This window comes from Paenibacillus sp. FSL L8-0494 (assembly GCF_038003695.1).
Classification (GTDB): domain Bacteria; phylum Bacillota; class Bacilli; order Paenibacillales; family Paenibacillaceae; genus Paenibacillus_AQ; species Paenibacillus_AQ odorifer.
In genome coordinates this window covers 2,113,757-2,131,157 of the sequence record NZ_JBBOPQ010000001.1, presented here as the reverse complement: position 1 = coordinate 2,131,157, position 17,401 = coordinate 2,113,757, and the positions used below count along the sequence as shown (strand labels likewise).

At 48.5% G+C, this 17,401-nt stretch carries 13 protein-coding genes; 8 read left to right on the top strand and 5 right to left on the bottom strand.

Annotated elements, in window-relative coordinates; all coding sequences use genetic code 11:
* Positions 1-221 precede the first annotated feature (221 nt).
* Together NYE35_RS09350 and NYE35_RS09345 are read left to right on the top strand one after the other, a co-directional pair.
* Complete coding sequence (locus NYE35_RS09350; RefSeq protein ID WP_341120741.1) at positions 222-2,762, top strand: heparinase II/III domain-containing protein; 2,541 nt, start codon at positions 222-224, stop codon at positions 2,760-2,762.
* A gap of 26 nt (positions 2,763-2,788) precedes the next feature.
* On the top strand, positions 2,789-3,109 hold the full coding sequence (locus NYE35_RS09345; protein ID WP_036683993.1) for a cupin domain-containing protein: 321 nt from the start codon (positions 2,789-2,791) through the stop codon (positions 3,107-3,109).
* Between the two features lie 67 nt (positions 3,110-3,176).
* On the opposite strand, the gene NYE35_RS09340 is transcribed toward NYE35_RS09345, so the two are convergent.
* Genes NYE35_RS09340 through NYE35_RS09330 form a run of 3 tightly spaced genes read right to left on the bottom strand, consistent with a single transcriptional unit; the run spans position 3,177 to position 6,282 of the window.
* The gene (locus tag NYE35_RS09340; RefSeq protein WP_038569650.1) at positions 3,177-4,304 is read right to left on the bottom strand and encodes a glycoside hydrolase family 88/105 protein; all 1,128 of its coding nucleotides are present in this window, start codon (positions 4,302-4,304) and stop codon (positions 3,177-3,179) included.
* Positions 4,305-4,351: 47 nt separating this feature from the next.
* Complete coding sequence (locus NYE35_RS09335) at positions 4,352-5,374, bottom strand: alpha/beta hydrolase family protein (protein ID WP_341120739.1); 1,023 nt, start codon at positions 5,372-5,374, stop codon at positions 4,352-4,354.
* A 17-nt stretch (positions 5,375-5,391) separates the two neighbouring features.
* Entirely contained in the window at positions 5,392-6,282 is an 891-nt protein-coding gene (locus tag NYE35_RS09330; protein ID WP_036683998.1) for a pectinesterase family protein, read from the bottom strand.
* Between the two features lie 73 nt (positions 6,283-6,355).
* On the opposite strand from NYE35_RS09330, the gene NYE35_RS09325 reads away from it, so the two are divergent.
* Positions 6,356-7,237, top strand: a complete 882-nt coding sequence (locus tag NYE35_RS09325; RefSeq protein ID WP_341120737.1) for a helix-turn-helix transcriptional regulator — start codon at positions 6,356-6,358, stop codon at positions 7,235-7,237.
* Positions 7,238-7,243: 6 nt separating this feature from the next.
* On the opposite strand, the gene NYE35_RS09320 is transcribed toward NYE35_RS09325, so the two are convergent.
* Complete coding sequence (locus NYE35_RS09320) at positions 7,244-8,698, bottom strand: glycoside hydrolase family 28 protein (RefSeq protein ID WP_341120735.1); 1,455 nt, start codon at positions 8,696-8,698, stop codon at positions 7,244-7,246.
* A 19-nt stretch (positions 8,699-8,717) separates the two neighbouring features.
* Positions 8,718-10,283 carry a glycoside hydrolase family 43 protein gene (locus tag NYE35_RS09315; RefSeq protein WP_341120733.1) on the bottom strand — a complete coding sequence of 522 codons (1,566 nt, stop codon included), beginning with the start codon at positions 10,281-10,283 and terminating at the stop codon, positions 8,718-8,720.
* A 202-nt stretch (positions 10,284-10,485) separates the two neighbouring features.
* Here NYE35_RS09315 and NYE35_RS09310 point away from each other — a divergent pair, with 202 nt between their 5' ends.
* From NYE35_RS09310 to NYE35_RS09290, 5 genes are all read left to right on the top strand, one after another.
* Positions 10,486-12,729, top strand: coding sequence for an AraC family transcriptional regulator (locus NYE35_RS09310; RefSeq protein WP_076213892.1), 2,244 nt, complete (start codon positions 10,486-10,488; stop codon positions 12,727-12,729).
* Positions 12,730-13,049: 320 nt separating this feature from the next.
* On the top strand, positions 13,050-14,030 hold the full coding sequence (locus NYE35_RS09305; RefSeq protein ID WP_051491306.1) for an ABC transporter permease: 981 nt from the start codon (positions 13,050-13,052) through the stop codon (positions 14,028-14,030).
* Between the two features lie 12 nt (positions 14,031-14,042).
* Entirely contained in the window at positions 14,043-14,927 is an 885-nt protein-coding gene (locus NYE35_RS09300; protein ID WP_038569639.1) for a carbohydrate ABC transporter permease, read from the top strand.
* 140 nt (positions 14,928-15,067) lie between these two features.
* Positions 15,068-16,600, top strand: a complete 1,533-nt coding sequence (locus NYE35_RS09295; RefSeq protein ID WP_076099988.1) for a DUF3502 domain-containing protein — start codon at positions 15,068-15,070, stop codon at positions 16,598-16,600.
* A gap of 164 nt (positions 16,601-16,764) precedes the next feature.
* Positions 16,765-17,382, top strand: a complete 618-nt coding sequence (locus tag NYE35_RS09290) for a hypothetical protein (RefSeq protein ID WP_094902492.1) — start codon at positions 16,765-16,767, stop codon at positions 17,380-17,382.
* The last annotated feature ends 19 nt before the right edge of the window (positions 17,383-17,401 follow it).

The window sequence follows — 17,401 nt, the reverse complement described above, 5'->3', positions numbered from 1 at the left end:
TCCATTGGACTAAGCTTATGTCCTTAATGATAATTCTATCCGTTCGTAACGGTTAGGGAGAAAGCGACTGCGCTTGGGGGAGAATTTCACTTTTTCAGTTGCTTTGTCCCCTTTCCTTCATTTGTTTATCTATCCCGCCCTTCGTAAAGCCACGTTTATACTAATTAAGAGAAAGCTCACCCACGAAATATGACAACTTTACAAGGAGGTTAGAACTACCGATGATTTCAGCATATGGTGGCGGTACACGCCCCTTCGGGTGTTATACGGAAGGAGAGCTGGAGGGCATACGCCTTAGAATCGAACAGCTTCCCAAGGTCCGGCAAGAGTACGAAAGACAACGGCAGCTATCTGAACAATTTGCCAGCCGAGAAGCTGCTGCGCCACTCCATAAACTCGGCGTGTTCCGGGTAGAACCCTTTGTTTTTAAAACCCCTCCCAGTACGGCCTTCCTGAAGCTTTCTGTACAGATTCGGGGAAAGGGCACGGCACGCATCGGGGGCTTGCGTCTGACTCATTCGCAGCTTGGCTTGCCGGTTGAACTAGCGAATGGCGGTCTAGAATCTGGGATGCTGGGGTGGAGTCAGGACCGAGAAAACGGAAGCAAAGTATATCTAGAGAAATTGGCCAGCTGGCAGCAGGGTCTTCAGCCATCTGGTGTGACTCCATCTGGCGCTAGTCTGGCAGACGATTTGCAATGTATCTGCATCAGTAATGAGGAAGTGAAGGGATTGACAATCCTTCATTATGGAGAGACCATACCTGTATACGAAGGTGATCATTACAGCGTGCAGACAGCACTCAGTCTGGAAGCTCCTCTAGACGAAGGAATCTGCATCGGGGTCCATTTTCTAAATGCTGCGGGGCAGCCGTTGGGAACCGAGCAGCTCTCCCCGCTTTTTAATCGGCCGACGCTTACCAATTGGGCCTACCTGCTGGAGGCTACGGGAGCGGACGCCAATATGTATATGATCACGGGTGAAAGTGAATTTGCGGTTCGAGCCAAGCAAAAGCTCCAGTACATGCTTGCCGATATGCGGGTAGGCATGGATATTTTCCGTAGAGACGGCTGGCATGACGATGATACTTACGGCGCGGTGCATATCGGGAGGGGGCTCGCTGCTGCTTCGGTAATCTACGATCAGATTGCTGGCAGCAGTGTATTCCTCACTGGAGAAGAAACCGAACTTCTCGCTCATTTCCGGTATATCGCAGACATGATGATGGATACCCACTACTACCGGTTTGATCTGGAGACCTTCCCAGATGAAAAGGGAGGAAAACGCAGTAATTGGAATGCCGACCGGGCAACCGGACTGGGTGTATATGCCCTCCTCTTTCCCAATGAAAAACAAAGTGAGGCATATCTTGATCATGCCCTCTCTGTCATCAACTGGCAGCTGGCAGAAGTGGTGGATTCAGACGGCGCATGGCCAGAAAATATTCGCTACCATGGCGCAGTATTGCATCGCTATTTTCTCTTCTTCGTCCTATTAAAGCGTTTGAAGGGCATTGATTATTTCAAGCATGAAAAGGTTAAGGGCATGTACCGTTTCCTAATCGGCACAGTGACTGTACCCGATATTATTCAAGGAGGCTCTTCTGGCTCCCCCATCCTGCTTACACCAGCGGTCGGCGATGCCAATGTGCAGGAACAATGGTTTCGCCTGCTTGGATACGCTGCCCCATTCTATATGGACGAAGACCCCCAGCTTGCCGGGGAAATGCTCTGGACGTGGAAGCACGGCGGAGAACCGATTGAGGATAGTGGCGCATTTCCTCTGCCTCTGGTCGCGCTGTTATATCCACAGCCCGATTTAGCAGAACAAAGGCCTGCACTCGACTCCGTACATTATCCCGATATCGGTTATGTCATCTTCCGCAACGGAGAACAGAACCTTCAGCATTATGCAATCTACGAGGCTTCACCGCTGACTTATCACGCTCATCACGATGAAGGGCACTTCTCCATCTGGGCAGATGGTGTTCCAGTAACCCTTGATTCTGGAACGGGAGGTTACTATAACGGAGACCGGCATTGGTATGTGTCCAGCGCAGCTCATAATGTTGTTCAATTTACCGATTCATTCGGAAATTTTGCCAATGGGCCACTGCAAAGCACATGCAAGGAAGTACGCTTCTCAGAAGAGTTAGATCATGCCAGCAGTCTTATTCCAGATGCTAACGCCAGGGGATATGAGCGGAATTTCTTATTCATTAAAGCAGGCTTTAACGTCTACTTGATATGGGATCGAATCGAGGGAGCATCTAACAGCGTCTGGAATCTGCATACACTCAGTACTGATGCAAGTATAATGGAGCAATCCATTGATGTAGCTTGCCTGAACGGCAAGCACCTAAGCGCTTATATCGCCGAGCCAGAACTTCCAGTGATTACAATGGGAGAAGGCGCTGTAGCCGGGAATTATCCGCTGGTAGAGCAGCAACATTTCCGTGTTTATGGTGGTACAAGCGACTACGTCATTCTGCTTCATCCCCGGACAGAAGATGCTCCTTCACTACAGCTTGAACAGCTTGATTATGAAGAGGCTGTCGAAGGAGTACGCTTGTACAGGATATCCCGTACGGATGGAAAATGGTTTATCGCCGCCATCAACGGCACCAAGGAGGAACGCCTTGTTACTGTTCCGGGTCTCGGACCGCTTAGGCTTCTCGGAGAACCTGAGTCAACGTCCGGGCAACCTGAACCAACCCAATTAAGAATTGAGGCAGGCAAAATTCACATCGCCATGCCCCGATAACTATATAGAAGGAGGAAGATTAGAACATGAGCAATCTTGGAGTATGGGAACCAGCAGAACCGGGAGTTAAACGCTGTATCTTGAATGCTGCAGCCAGTCTGATGATGATGGAGGTTCATTTCGAAAAGGGAGCCGAGGGCTATGAGCATAGCCATCCTCACGAGCAGATGAGCTACTGTCTGCGTGGAAGCTTTGAATTTCGTATTGACGGCGAGAAGCATAAGGTAACCGCGGGGCAAAGTATTGCCATACCGCCAGATGCAAAGCACGGTGTAACCGCATTGGAAGCAGACTCCGCGCTGCTCGATGTCTTTACACCAATCCGCGAGGATCTGCTGAAACGCTAATAAATATATATCTGGCAGCAAAAAAAGGCCCAATCATTCCATTTCTTAGGGAATGATTGGGCTTCTGTTATTTTTCAGCTTGGTACCGTTCCACTTCAAGTGATGCTAATAACAATGGAGCGACGCCCATAGGCACATCCGACAGTACGTCCTCAGAGATATAGTAATCGTATGAGCCATTACGGTCTTTGCTCAGACCCGCTCCATGACAAATCTGGTGCAAGTGAACACCTTGTTCATCCTCTTCAGTCAAATGCGTCAGAATGCCTTCATATCCTTGCAACATCGCCTCTATAAAAGAGGGTTCCAGATAACCTAATCTTAGTCCCTTAGCCATCGCATAAACAAACATGCACGAGCCGGAAGCTTCAAGATAATTGCCTTTTCTCCCCGCTTGATCTAACACCTGGTACCAGAGGCCAGTCTCCTTGTCTTGAACCTCCAGAAGCGCGCCGCACATCCGCTGGAAAATGCCAATGATCGTCCCCCGCTGCGGATGAGTGAGCGGAAAATGCTCCAGGCAATCAACCACAGCCATCGCATACCATCCCATCGCCCGACTCCAGAAATGAGAGGACAATCCGGTAGACGAGTCAGCCCATTCCTGCTCTTTGGATTCATCCCAGCCATGATAGAGCAGGCCGGTCCGTGGATCACGGGTCCGTCGCTCAACCAGCAGCAGCTGATGCGCCGCTTCGTCAATCAGTTCAGGTCGTTGAAAGACCTTGCCGTATTCCGCTAGGAATGGCGATGCCATGTACAGCCCGTCCAGCCACATCTGGAAAGGGTATACCTTCTTATGCCAGAATCCCCCTTCGGAGGTGCGGGGATGTCCAATAAGCTGTGCGGCCAGCAAATGGGCTGCTTCAGCATACCGTTTTTCTCCGGTTTTCTGGTATAGCAGGAACAGGTTTTTCCCCTCGTTAATCTGGTCCAGATTATATTCTTCCAGCCTGTAGGTACGGATGGAACCATCATCTCCAATAAATGTGTCCATATGCCGCTCCATAAAGGAGACATACTCAGACTGGTGGAGCTGAACACCCGCCCGGGCCATTGCCATCAGCAACATGCCCGGAACATACGCCCATCTTTCCAGCACATATTCATGCTCTCCCTGCTTGTTGCACCCTCTAAGAATCGTATTCGCAATTTTACTGGACAAGCGAACGGTTGTTGCTTCAGTTATAGACATCCTTATTCCTCCTTCGTTTGTCATCCATATGAAGTCTAATCTTATGCTCAGGTGAGCTGCTTGCGCAGCCAGGCAAAGGCTGGTTCACCATGAATCTCATGACCTCCGGTGAAGAAGTCCGCCTCTACCTGTCCGATATGATTCGCCGACCTGTAAATCGTCTGCAACTGGGTTAAAGCAAATTTTGTTCCGCGCGGGCCAAACAGATGATCGGCATCTCCCGATTCGAGGAACAGGCCACGTGGGGCAATGAGGCCCAGTAGATCAGGCATCTCCGCTTCCAGCAAAATCCCTGGAATATAATTGTCAAGGCAATGATTGCGTGTCAGAATACTGTCCACGAAAGTATTGGCATACCCGCTTACGACCGCACAAGCGATTCGTTCGTCAAGTGCAGCTGTGAAGCCAGCTACCTGTCCTCCACCGGAAATACCCATAATTCCAATCCGTTCGCTCTCAACCTCTTTTCTTGTCTGCAAATAATCCAGTGCCCGCATGGTTTCGTAGATACGGTAGCCGGCCATCGTCTTCCCAACCATCAACAATGCTGATGACAGGCGGAAGCAGGAATTACGTCCAGGCTCCCCGCTTGTTAGGTCTTCTTCCAGTCGTCTGTCGCCAAAGCCGAACAGCTCCGGAGCTGCCACTACAAAACCCTGTTTTACCAGTGAAACAGCGAAGTCCTTGTGCAGCCCGGGATCTCCCTGCCGATCCGATCCGTCCGGATTCAAGCCTACGATCTCCCGGCTTCCATAGCCATGTCCATGAATGGCAAGAACGGCAGGGGCAGGGGTAGAGAACGGCTGATCCGGGATCAAAAGATACAGCGGCATGCGCAACCCTTCATAGGTAGTTATCTCTATACGTTCACGGGTATACCCGGAGCAGACTGTACGTTCCAGCAGAACCGGTTGCAGCTCCTCAGCTATTTCTGGAAAGCCACCTAATCGCTCCGTAAATGCTGCGGTAAGCTCATCGCGCCATTGCTGAAAGGGTATATCTTTGCTGAAAGCCGAGTTGCGTTGAGCTGAACCAGATAGTTCTTTCATGTATTGTTCCAGAGGCTCCATCCGAAGTGCTCCTTCCCTTAATATCCTTCAGGATGCCAGCCATCAAGCACGGACAGCACCCTATACTCCGCAGCTTCCTGTGGAATCAGCTGCCGCGACCATGCAGCTCTGGCTTCGGGATTAGCTCCCGGTCCACTGCTGCCATATTCTTCATAGCGGCTAGTTTCCTCCCTGTCCGGCTGCCCCCAATTATGCCAGCCTTCGCCGATAATCGAACTGTCCATGACCGTGCGGATAAAAGCAACATGTGCATAAGGGCGCCAAGGTCTGCCAAGATACACTTCACTTACACCTTGACCGCCAGTAATTTCACAATCGAGGAATACATAACCAAACGATGCGTCTTCAGGCGTTGATGCGGCTGTAATATATCCTCTGGAACGTTTGTTATGCAGCCGGCAACGTTCAAACAAAGCCGTAGCCGCGCCAAAAATATAATCCACATCGCCTTCAATGTAGCATTCGTTATAATATTGCTTCCCTTGCCCTGTATACAAAGTATCCTGATCACCCAGCAGGCGTACACGCCGGAATACAGCATGACCAGCATCAACAAAAGCAGCCACCGCCTGGCCAGTGCCGGGACCTGATGCATTTCGAATGGTCAGATTTTCAGCCGTGAAATGCTCAGCGAATACATTCAAGGTGCCGGATTTGAACGTGCCAAGCGGCTCTCCGTCCGGTCCTAAAGTATGGGCGTTGTCTGACCAGGTAATGATGGTGGAATTCGTGTCTTCCCCCAATAGCAGAACCGGAGGCGTTCCCTGTTTCACTGTAATTTTTTCCTCGTAAATGCCGGGTTTGATACGAATCGTCACTTCTTCCTTGTGTTCCTGTGGAATTGAATCCAACGCTGCCTGTAGACTACTGAATCCTTCGTCGACACTCTTAGAGACTGTAATTAACATCTGCGGCTCCTTTCCTATCAACCTGAGTTTATTCTATAATAACCGTAACGCTTCGTAAGAGAAGAGGAGAATTATGACTAGCCTGACTAGCCCCAATCACAAATATCATATTGAAGAAGACCGCTACAGCATCCAGCATATGAAACGTAAAGGCATCACTGCTATGCCACGTCCCCACAGCCATGACTTAGCCGAGCTGTACTATCTGATACAAGGGGAGCGGGTATACTTTGTGGACGACCGAGTCATTACGGTTCATAAGGGTGAGCTTATTCTTATCTCCGGCCGGGAGCTTCATTCCACAGCAAGCTCGGAAGTAGCCGAATTCGAGCGGATTCTGATCAACTATGATCCTGCTCTTCTACCGCCATCCCTGCAGAATGAAGCCATCTGGTTTCATGACCGCGGGTACCGCTTGTTCAAGCTGACCCTGCGCGAGCAGGACGAAGCGGAAATCCTAATGAACCGGATGCTGGAAGAATGCCGGTTACAGCGACCGTATTACGAAACCAGCGTAATCGCTTTATTCGCCGAGCTGATGATTCTCCTTCAGCGTTCAGAGAGTATCTCACAAGCTGGAGGGACGAAACATCCGCTCCATCATCTAGTAACTGATGTAGCCACCTATATCCGTGATCACTACCGTGAGGCCCTTACTCTGGAAGAGACTGCAAGTAATTTTTACATTAGTCCTTCATACTTGAGCCGGGTATTTCACCGATTGACGGGTTTTCACTTTCGGGAATACATCGTTCATGTCCGCGTAAGGGAAGCCGAACGCCTGCTTGTCGGATCTACAGACAAAATCCAGGAGATCGCCTCCGCTGTCGGATTTGAACATCTTTCCCATTTCAATAAAACATTCAAAAAATCAACCGGTCTGACCCCGCTCCAATACCGAAAAGAAGCAAGGTCACACCCACGGAAGTTCAAGACGGATTTCCATCATCCATAGAATTTTTTATCTCTCTGTGATCATCAAATCTTCGGAATGAGTGAGCGTGACGTGGCTGCATCTATGCGCTGTTATCTTCGGCATTTCCGAAGTCTGCAACCGGATACGATCCAGCGTGAGCCCTGTAGCATGCCGCAGCACAATTCCCCGGTCACTCACTGCGTGGAATTTTTCGATGGTTAGATCAGCAAGCGGCATCTCCGGCAGCCCGTTAACCAGTAGAGCGGTTGCCGCACCATGGCACACAATGTTCTTCAGGGTAATCTTCCGAAATTGCGGAGTTTCCTCTGTAACCGAAAATAACTGCTCGTCATACCCTTCCGATCCTTCAACCCCTGCATAGAACATATGAAAGGATACAGCCTCGTGGATGATGCCGGTCATGTTGATATTCTCCATTACAATATCCTCTACCATACCGCCTCTTCCCCGGGTGCTTTTGAACCGCAGGCCGATGTCCGTGCCGATGAACAGGCAGTCACTAACTCGAACTGCATGTACACCTCCGGACATCTCGCTGCCGATTACAACGCCTCCATGTCCGTGATATACCGTGCAATTCCGGATGGTAATATATTGGCAGGACATTCCCAACCTACGACCTTCCTCATCCTTGCCTGACTTGAGACAGATGGCGTCATCACCCACATCAAAGCTGCTGTGCTCAACTAGAGCATGCGTGCAGGATTCCAAATCAAGGCCATCCCCGTTCTGCGAATACCAAGGATTACGTACCTGAACATTTCGTACGGTAATCTGTTCGCAACCAATGGGATGAAGACACCAAGCAGGTGAATTCTGGAAGGTCGGCCCTTCCAGCAGCACCCGCCGGCAATTGCGCAGGCTTAGCAACGTCGGACGCAGATACGTACGAACAGGCAGATAAGCCTCCATACTAGTTTCTCCCTTGTCCCACAGCTTCCGGCAGAAGTCCTCACCTTCCATAGCTTCCCGTGAAGGCCACCATACTTCGCCTTGCGGATCAAGCACTCCTCCAGATTCGATCAAACGCTCCCATTGCTTCTCGGTCATCTTAAACCGCTTCACTGGGCGCCAGCCTTCGCCACTGCCGTCGAATATCCCCTCACCGGTTATTGCCACATCGCTTAAACCTTCTCCATCGAGCGGAGCCTGACAGCGCCAGCCGGCATTCCCCTCATAATGGGAAGAAAGTAGCGGATACAAGGTATGATCAGGATCAAACTGCACCAATGCTCCCTTGTCTACATACAGATTAATTCGACTATGCAAAGTAAGAGGTCCTGTGCGCCAGATACCAGCGGGAATAACAACCTTTCCGCCTCCCGCTGCAGCGCAGGCGTCCAGTGCAGCCTGAATAGCAGAGGTACATAGCGTTAATCCACCCTCTTCCGCCCCATAATCCGTGATTGTAAAAGTCCGCTCGGGAATCTGGGGAAGCTCGGGAATCGGATACGTATTGGTTACAAGATTGCTGCTCATTGAATTTCACCTCCTCCTATTACTCAAGTCGTTCATAGCTAAACCAGTCAAAATCAGCATAGCTTTCGCTCTTTGCACCTTGAGAGCTTGTGTACATCCCGATGTATGCTCCTGTGAACCCTCCGGCCAGATCGGTGCTGAGCACTCTGCCATCCGTCCGTTCGCAGAAGGCTGTCCACTTGGCGGCTTCAGAAGGTCTGTAATAGAAGCTGTACTCTTGTCCTCTGGCTTCCACCTTAAGCTGTACCTGATCCTGTGGATATGGCACTGACGCCAGCAGCTGCTCGCTGCCCCCCATCCGATGAATCAGCTGTAATACACGTTCGCCTGCCTCCAGCCCCAGTTCATAACGGAAGTGGTGATCCGCATTTTGGAGGAGAACAAGACCAGCCACTTCCCCTTCTGCAGCGGGACTAAACGTCATATCAGTCGCCGCCCTGAAGCTCAAATGCTGCTGGCGTCTACCGATATAAGATGGATTGGCAATCTCCGAGAGCCGTTCTGGCTTCAGGCGAAGCCGCAGAACTCCAGGCTTGTCGGTGAGACTCCAGAATTCACCCCGCGGTGTCCGCAGGAAATTCCAGATCGGTGCCAGCTCATAACCTATAAACTCATCGCGCGCAGGCAATTCCGGCCATTTTGTCTCCGGCAAATCCGGAGCCTCCGTCTCAAATTCCAGCACCCCTTTGCCGGGATTGACCACAGGCCATTCGTTCTCCCAGATTACCGGTGTCAGGAAGGTTTCACGTCCCAGATTGCGGTAATAACCACCGCTGGTTCGTGAAGCCAAGCAGAACATCCACCAGTCACCATGCTGAGTCTCCACTAGCTCTCCATGACCCACATTAACAATAGGATACGCTCTGCCAAGATGGCGATGCGTCAGAATCGGATTGGCTTTATGGCCCTCATAAGGACCTGTCACACTCTTGCTTCTGGCAATCGTAATCGCATGAGTATGCCCGGTTCCGCCCTCGGCAATCAGCACGTAATACCAAGCGCCGATCTTATAAATATGCGGTCCCTCTTGCGCATGAGCTACCTTGAGTGCGCCTTGCCAAATACTATGCTTCGGACCGATTAGCTTCCCTTGGCTGAGATCAATCTCCTGCAGCCAGATATCCATATGCTTCGGATAATCCTGCCCTTCCGGCGGAACACGGTTGCCGGTATAATACACCTTGCCGTCTTCATCGAAGAACAAAGAGGAGTCAATACCGGGTGCATCCTCCAGCCATACAGGGTCAGACCAGTCTCCGGTCGGATCGGTTGTTGTTACATAGAAATTATGCTGGTTCTTGTCATTGTCAATAAAAGTAGTAATCATATAGAAAACTCCCTCATGATAGCGGAGCGTCGGTGCCCAAATGCCCATGGAGGGAATCGAGTGATCCAGATTGAGCTGGGACGGGCGGTCCAGTACATGGCCAAGCTGGCGCCAATTGACCAGATCCTTGCTGTGGAAGATAGGAACGCCTGGGAAAAATTCAAAGCTTGAAGTCACAAGATAATAATCTTCACCAACACGGATAGCGGAAGGGTCAGGATAAAATCCCGGCAGCACTGGATTGCGGAATGTTCTCATTAAAAGTAATCCTCCTCAAAACAATTCAAATGTAAGCACCACCAATTATAGTTCGTATAAGTTTAACTTTCTTGTATTTTCTATGTTCTATTTCTTCATTTTTATACTTTCATGCTATATTGCCCATATTTCACTCCTTGTCAGCGAATAGCCTTTCCCTCTAGAATGGGTGTAATAGGATTTACCTGAAGGGGTGAGCAGCTTGGGAAAAAGAAAGAAATTGTACTCCCGCTTTTTTATGAGCCTAACCGCGATTTCAGTTTGCTGTATTCTAGTACTGGCTGTAGTGATCTTTTATTGGTACCGGAATATTACGATAGATAATGTCAACAAGGCGAACCAAAATGTACTGGTGAATACTGAAACCGTTTTTACAAACTATGAAGAGATCGTCCAGAACTACGCTATGGACTTCTATAGGAATCCAAACATCAACGCGCTCATGATGAATGGCGATACCAGCTGGAGCGACCAGTTGTACAGTGCCCTAAGCCAAATCCGCGGAGCATTGGTTGTGAACCAATATATGGAGAATGCCTACATCATGGGAGTGGATGAGCCTGTTGCCATGTTCGAAAACCTTCCGCTAAGCCCTGAATCCAAGCTGGAGCTGTTCTCGAGAATGCGGGATAACATTATTGTTGAATCACCGTTTCTGTGGGAAGCAACCTTGAATAACGGTGCCCCCATTACCCTGCTCACCGTGTTCTATAATGACCGGGCATTTGCGGATAGCGAATATAATGGTGCGGTAGCGCTGACCGTCAATCTGGGAAAGCTGCAGAATAATCTGTTTACGCAAAAAGAAGGCGAAACCACCCGTTACGCTGTGCTTGACGGAAAAGCATCGGTGCTCATGCACAGTGCATTATCTGACATCCCTCTGGAAGAGGGCATGTTAAAGCAGGTGGTGTCATCCACCTCTGAAAGAGGCTCTTTTGTCTATAGGGGAGGTGCAGAGCCACAGCTGATTACCTATGTATATTCTGCAGCGGACAAGCTGTGGTTTGTGTCGGAGACTTCCTACAAGGATAGCATCCGTGATATCTCCAATGCCCGCAATCTGATGACTGGCCTATGCTTGGCCTTGATTGCCGCCGCATCTATAACCGCCAACCTGATCTCGCGGCGGATGTATAAGCCAATCGGCCGGCTGTTCGGCAATATCGCTCATCTATCTGGCAATGAAGAAGCGCTGAAAACCGGTGGCGATTTCGATACCGTAAGCCAGGAGCTCGAACAGATTGGCGTTAAGCTGGAGCAGCTAAAAAAAGAAAGCGATGATAGCGCCTTGATGCGGTGGCTGCTTTCCCCGCAGAGAACACCGGAGAACAGCAGGACACCCCTGATGAGTATAGCCGCTGCTGGGGGAGCATATTGTGTATGCGTGCTGACCGCTCTGGAGCCCGATCAACCTGAAGACTCCGACTTCCGGCATACCTTTGAAGAAAACATACAGCAGATTGAACATGCCTTCTGTGAACTTGCAGCCATTCAATCCTTCCGCCCGCATCAGGGCACTGCTGTGCTGATTCTGAGCGAGCTTCACAGCGGCAGCTTCGGCGATTACGCTTTGTACCGCGGTAAATGGGAAGAATTCGCGGCTCAGCTGCAGCTTTCCGGATCCTGCTGCGTCCTCGGAATCAGCGGGCTGACGGATGATTTAAACCTACTAAGGGCTAAATACAATGAGGCTGCAGACAGTCTGCAATATATTAAATTTCATGTGCAGCAGAATATCATCTTTGCCGATGATACGATCCATCTGAACAGCAGCCCAATGCCCGACAGTGCCCTTGAACCGGTACTGCAAGCCGTTAAGCAGACGGAACTCTCGAACCATATTCCACAGGCAGTGGAGAGATTGCTGGCAGTAGCCTGCAGTTACCGCGTCGAGCCTGCCACCATCGCTTTATCGAGACTGGTCTTTGAGCTCAGTCGCACGGCTGAGCTTAATGCAGACGTCCAACATTCCGGCTTTCTAGATAATTACCAGCATATCTGGCAGATCCAAAGCTATGACAAGCTATGGAATTGGATTGTAAACAGCTGTTATACCGCCCACGAGCGCATTGCCAGCATGAGTGCTGTACAGACCAAGAGCATTGCTGGTGAAGCCATTTGTTATATCAGAGATCATTATGATGACTCCAGGCTCTCCCTTAATGCCCTTGCTGACAAGCTATCGCTAAGTCCCGCTTATCTCAGTAGACTTATTGCCGACGAAGTAAACTGCAGCTTTCCCGATTTCGTTAACCTGCTGCGTCTGGAGCAGGCGCAGATGTTATTAGTCACTGAGCTTGGCTTGGATATCCGGGAAATTGCCGAGAAAGTGGGCTACAACAGCAGCACCTATTTTACAACCCAGTTCAAAAAGCGTTATGGGGTTACACCTTCCAAATGGAGAATGAATCATATTCTGCAGAAGCAGAATCTTCCTGATTGACCCGCTAAAAGTAAGGAACAAAGGGGATGTCCCGGCAGCATTTTCATAGCCGGAGACATCCCCTTTTTGACTTTCTATGAATAATCCCTCGCGTCGCATATACTATGAGATTTCCCTTTAAATCAGGCTTTTTAGCACCTAAAAAACAAAAAAGTTCTGTTTTTTTCGTTTTTTTAAGCCGTCCTTTTCCGCTTTTTTTAACTTTTTTCCGTTTATTATGATAGCGTTTACATTCCGGGTGGATTTATGATTTTCATGTAAAGCGTTCTCCTAAACAAGGGACGGAAATGACAACGCTAGTATAAAGGAGTGGACTGTTAATGATGCAAGAGGCTACATCGGAGACACAAGGAATGCCAAGTCCGGGAATCAGGACGGCCAAAGCCAAGAGCTTCCGTAAATCCCTAAGGAAGGACAGCTCGCTTTATTTGCTCGCTCTTCCGGGAATCGTCATTCTAATTCTTTTTGCTTATCTGCCGATGAGTGGTCTGATTCTCGTCTTTAAAAATTACAACTTCAACGACGGAATCTTCGGCAGCCCGTGGGCCGGCTTCTCTAATTTCGAGTTTTTCTTCTCTAGTATGGAAGATTCTCTTAGGGCTACACGCAACACGGTGATGTTAAATGCACTGTATATGCTAACCGGCACGTTTTTTTCAGTGGCCATCGCCATTATTCTAAATGAGCTGCGCAGCAAATGGTTTATCAAAATCACGCAGAGCGTCATGTTTTTCCCGTATTTTATTTCCTGGATTATTATCGGAGCCATTCTGTTCTCCCTGCTGGATTACGACAAAGGCATTATGAACCAGTTGCTCCAGACATTCGGCTTCTCTCAGGTTGACTGGTATTCCAGCCCTTGGCTGTTCGTAATCATTCTCGTGCTAGCGAATATCTGGAAAAGCGCTGGTTACGGCGCCATTATCTATTATGCGGTGCTGCAAGGCATCGACACTTCCTATTATGAAGCTGCAAGAATCGATGGTGCCTCCAGATGGCAGATTATCACCAAAATTACGGTGCCAATGCTGATTCCGTCGATCATTCTGATGACGCTGCTGGGCATCGGGGGCATGCTAAAAGGCGATCTCAGTATGATTATGGGGGTAACGTTCCTGAATCCGTTGCTTCTGCCGACTACCGACATTATCGATGTGTATGTATACCGCACAGCCATCCGTTCCGGAGAATTCGGCTTTGCTTCAGCCATCACGCTCTATCAATCCGTCTTTGGTTTCATCCTGGTGCTGGTGGCCAACAAATTAGCCGGCTGGTATGACAAAGACAGCAAACTATTTTAGGAGACTGATAAGATGCAAACTACCGAAAACAAAGGCCTGCTCATTTTCTTTTACATCTGTATTGCCGTATTTTCAGTAATCTGTCTAGCGCCGTTTATTCTGGCAGTATCCGGCTCATTATCTACCGAATCCAGAATCGCCGCGGAAGGCTATTCGTTCTGGCCCAGAGGCTTTACCTTTGAAACCTATGAATTCCTGTTTGGCTCGAAGGCACAGCAGATTCTGCGGGCGTATTCCATGTCGGTGATCGTTACGGTGCTGGGTACCGTGTCGGCCGTATTGGTGACCACCGCTTACGCTTATGTTATTTCCGTTAAAAGCTTCCGGCTCAAAAATTTCTTCGCCTTCTTCGCCTATTTTACAATGCTGTTCAGCGGAGGAACGCTGCCATGGTATCTGCTTAGCACCAAATATTATCATTTGGGCGATACGCTCATCGGTCTGTTCATCCCTTATGTGCTAAGCGTCTTTCTGATGTTTCTCATGGCTAACTATTTCCGTAGCATCCCGCATGAAATCGTGGAATCTGCGCAAATCGATGGTGCCGGACATCTGCGCATCTTCTTCAGCATTATGATTCCGCTGGGCCGCGTCGGACTGGTCACCATCTCGCTCTTTTACGCACTGCAATTCTGGAATGACTTCTATTTGCCACTAATGCTGGTATCCGATCAGGATCTCTATACGATCCAATATTTGATGTATAACATGATGGCGAACATTCAGTTCCTAGCTTCCGGCAATGCTGCTCAAGTTGGTGGAGCTATCATCGCACCGCCACTGGAGACAGCCAAAATGGCAATGACCTGTCTGACCGTTTTGCCAATCGCCATATTATATCCTTTTCTCCAGCGTTTTTTTGTCAAAGGTATTATTGTAGGTTCGGTCAAAGGATAATTCCAGCAAAGATACCAAATTATGTTCGGTTGCACCGGGTTTATGCTCCCCTACTTCTTGATGTACAATGGGACTTAAGGGAGCACGGCCTTTGCAATAGATGCCTCAAACATTATGATTCTATTTCAGGAGGGTTCATCATGAAAAAGAAAAAAGGTTGGTTAAGTTTGCTCCTAGCTGCGGTGTTCTTGGTAAGTGGCTGTGCTCAGGGCAACAATGAAAGCGCTCCCCCTAGTTCTGGGACTGGAAATGAAGGTACCTCTTCCTCTACGGATAGCGGTAGTAATGACGGCAGCGCCTTGACTCCTGCCAAATTGAAAATTGTGCTGTACGGGGATGAGTCCAACCGGATGAAGGAACTAGCGAAGACATCGTTCTACGACACTATTAAGAAAGAAATCAATGCTGAGGTTGAATTTCAGTTTCTTCCTTGGACCGAATATGGCGGCGGCAAAACTGACTTAATGCTGTCTACGGGAGAAGACTTCGCAACCTATACAGATGCCAATTACATGGTAAAATCTGTGGCAAAGGGGCTTTATGCCGACCTCACTCCGTATGCCGATGCAGCAGCTGATTTGAGTAAAAATGTGGACGAGGCCTCCTTCAAAGCCTTTCAGCTGGAAGGCAAGCAGTATGCGATCCCCGTCGGCAACAAACCGAATTCTGCGGAATTCTACAGTGCGCTAGTCAGACAGGATTTGCTTGAAGAAGCCGGGATGACACAGGTCACTTCACTGGGGGAACTAGAGCAGTTCTATGATAAGGTCCATGCCATTCATCCCGAACTGATCGGGTACGCCAACACCGATGCACGCAGACTCCTACAATATGATTACACGGACAAAAACCTCTATTGGCAAAATGATTTTATTGCCCTGGATGAGTCTGTGAAGGATGATAAAATTATTAGCTGGTTTGAAACCGAAGAGTTCAAGAGTTATGCGAACCTTATGCACGGCTGGTATGAAAAAGGAATCATTCCGAAATATGCCGCCACCAATGTTCCGCAGCTGCAGTCTGACTGGAACTCCGGTAAAGCGATGTTCTGGGCCGGCACAGCGGCACGCCCATTCGAAGGTGCGGCAACCATCTCACAAGCAGTGCCTGATGCCAAACTGGTCAACTATTTCCTCGGCAGCGGCCGTCCAAAAATCAGCCGCGGCACTTACAGCACCGCCTTTTTCGTCTCCACCGCAGCTAAAGACCCTGAACGTTACGTCATGTTCTTCAATCTGCTGCAAAAAAACCAGGAGCTGTACGACTTGTTCGCCTACGGGATAGAAGGAACAGACTATACGCTGGATGAAAACGGGCGTTTGACTAAAATAACCACTGATTCGCTGATCCCTGACTGGCTGCTGATGAACAAAAACTTCATGCGTTTCGATAACACGGTACCGGACGAATTCATTGCAGAATATAAAGCTTGGGACGATGGAGCTATCATTTCCAAAGGTGCCGGCTTCAACTTTGACAATACACCCGTCAAGAATGAAGAAACGAAGCTGAACGGCGTATTCACTGAATACCTCGCTCCGATCGGCAGCGGCTTCAGCGATTATGACACCGCCTTCCCCAAAGCGCTGGACAGACTAAAAGCAGCGGGAATAGACAAATATATCGCTGAATACCAGAAACAATTTTCCGAATGGTACGCTAAGCAGCAGTAAGCACCGCCGCGGCAATTATCATACCGGTCAACAAAGAAGCGTGCTCCTTAATGGAGACACGCTTCTTTTGGCGTCACCGAACGACGTAGCTAACAGGCAGAAAAGCGTAATAGCATGTCCGATATTATGGTACAATTTGTAATACTAAGGCGGGGTGAAAAACTTTGAGGAATATTGTTAATGATACTCAGTTTCTCAGTGAAAGAGCTACGATGATGTACTATTTTCAAGATGAATTTTACAATCCTGAGAAAACTGAAATTTTTTATTCACCATCAGGGAAGTTTAAACTTGAAATCCATCACTATAACCATGTAGAAGGTATTATTAGATATAATTATACAAAAGGAATTATTACGGATAGTGAGCATAAAACCATCGACATAATATATAGAAACTTCGGCACATTTCTATTCAGTTGGTTAGAGATAAATGGCATAGAATATCTTTTAGGTGGGTTAGATTATCAAGGGTATTCAATTGTTAATTTATCAAATAAACAAACCAAACATTATGTTCCTGAAGAGGCATATAAAGGTCATGGATTTTGCTGGGGGGAAATAATATATTTTCAACAAAAAAAATTAATAGTGATTGATGGATGCTATTGGGCATGTCCTTATGAACTTGTTTTTTATGATTTTTCTAATCCGATGAATATGCCATATAATGAATTATTTCGCGTGGAAGTTGACAGTATAACAAATTGGGATAATTGGAAAGATTACTGTAGGGTTAGATATCTTGATGGGGAAAACAACGAGAAAGAATTTGTATTTTAGAGACTACACTAACGGAAAA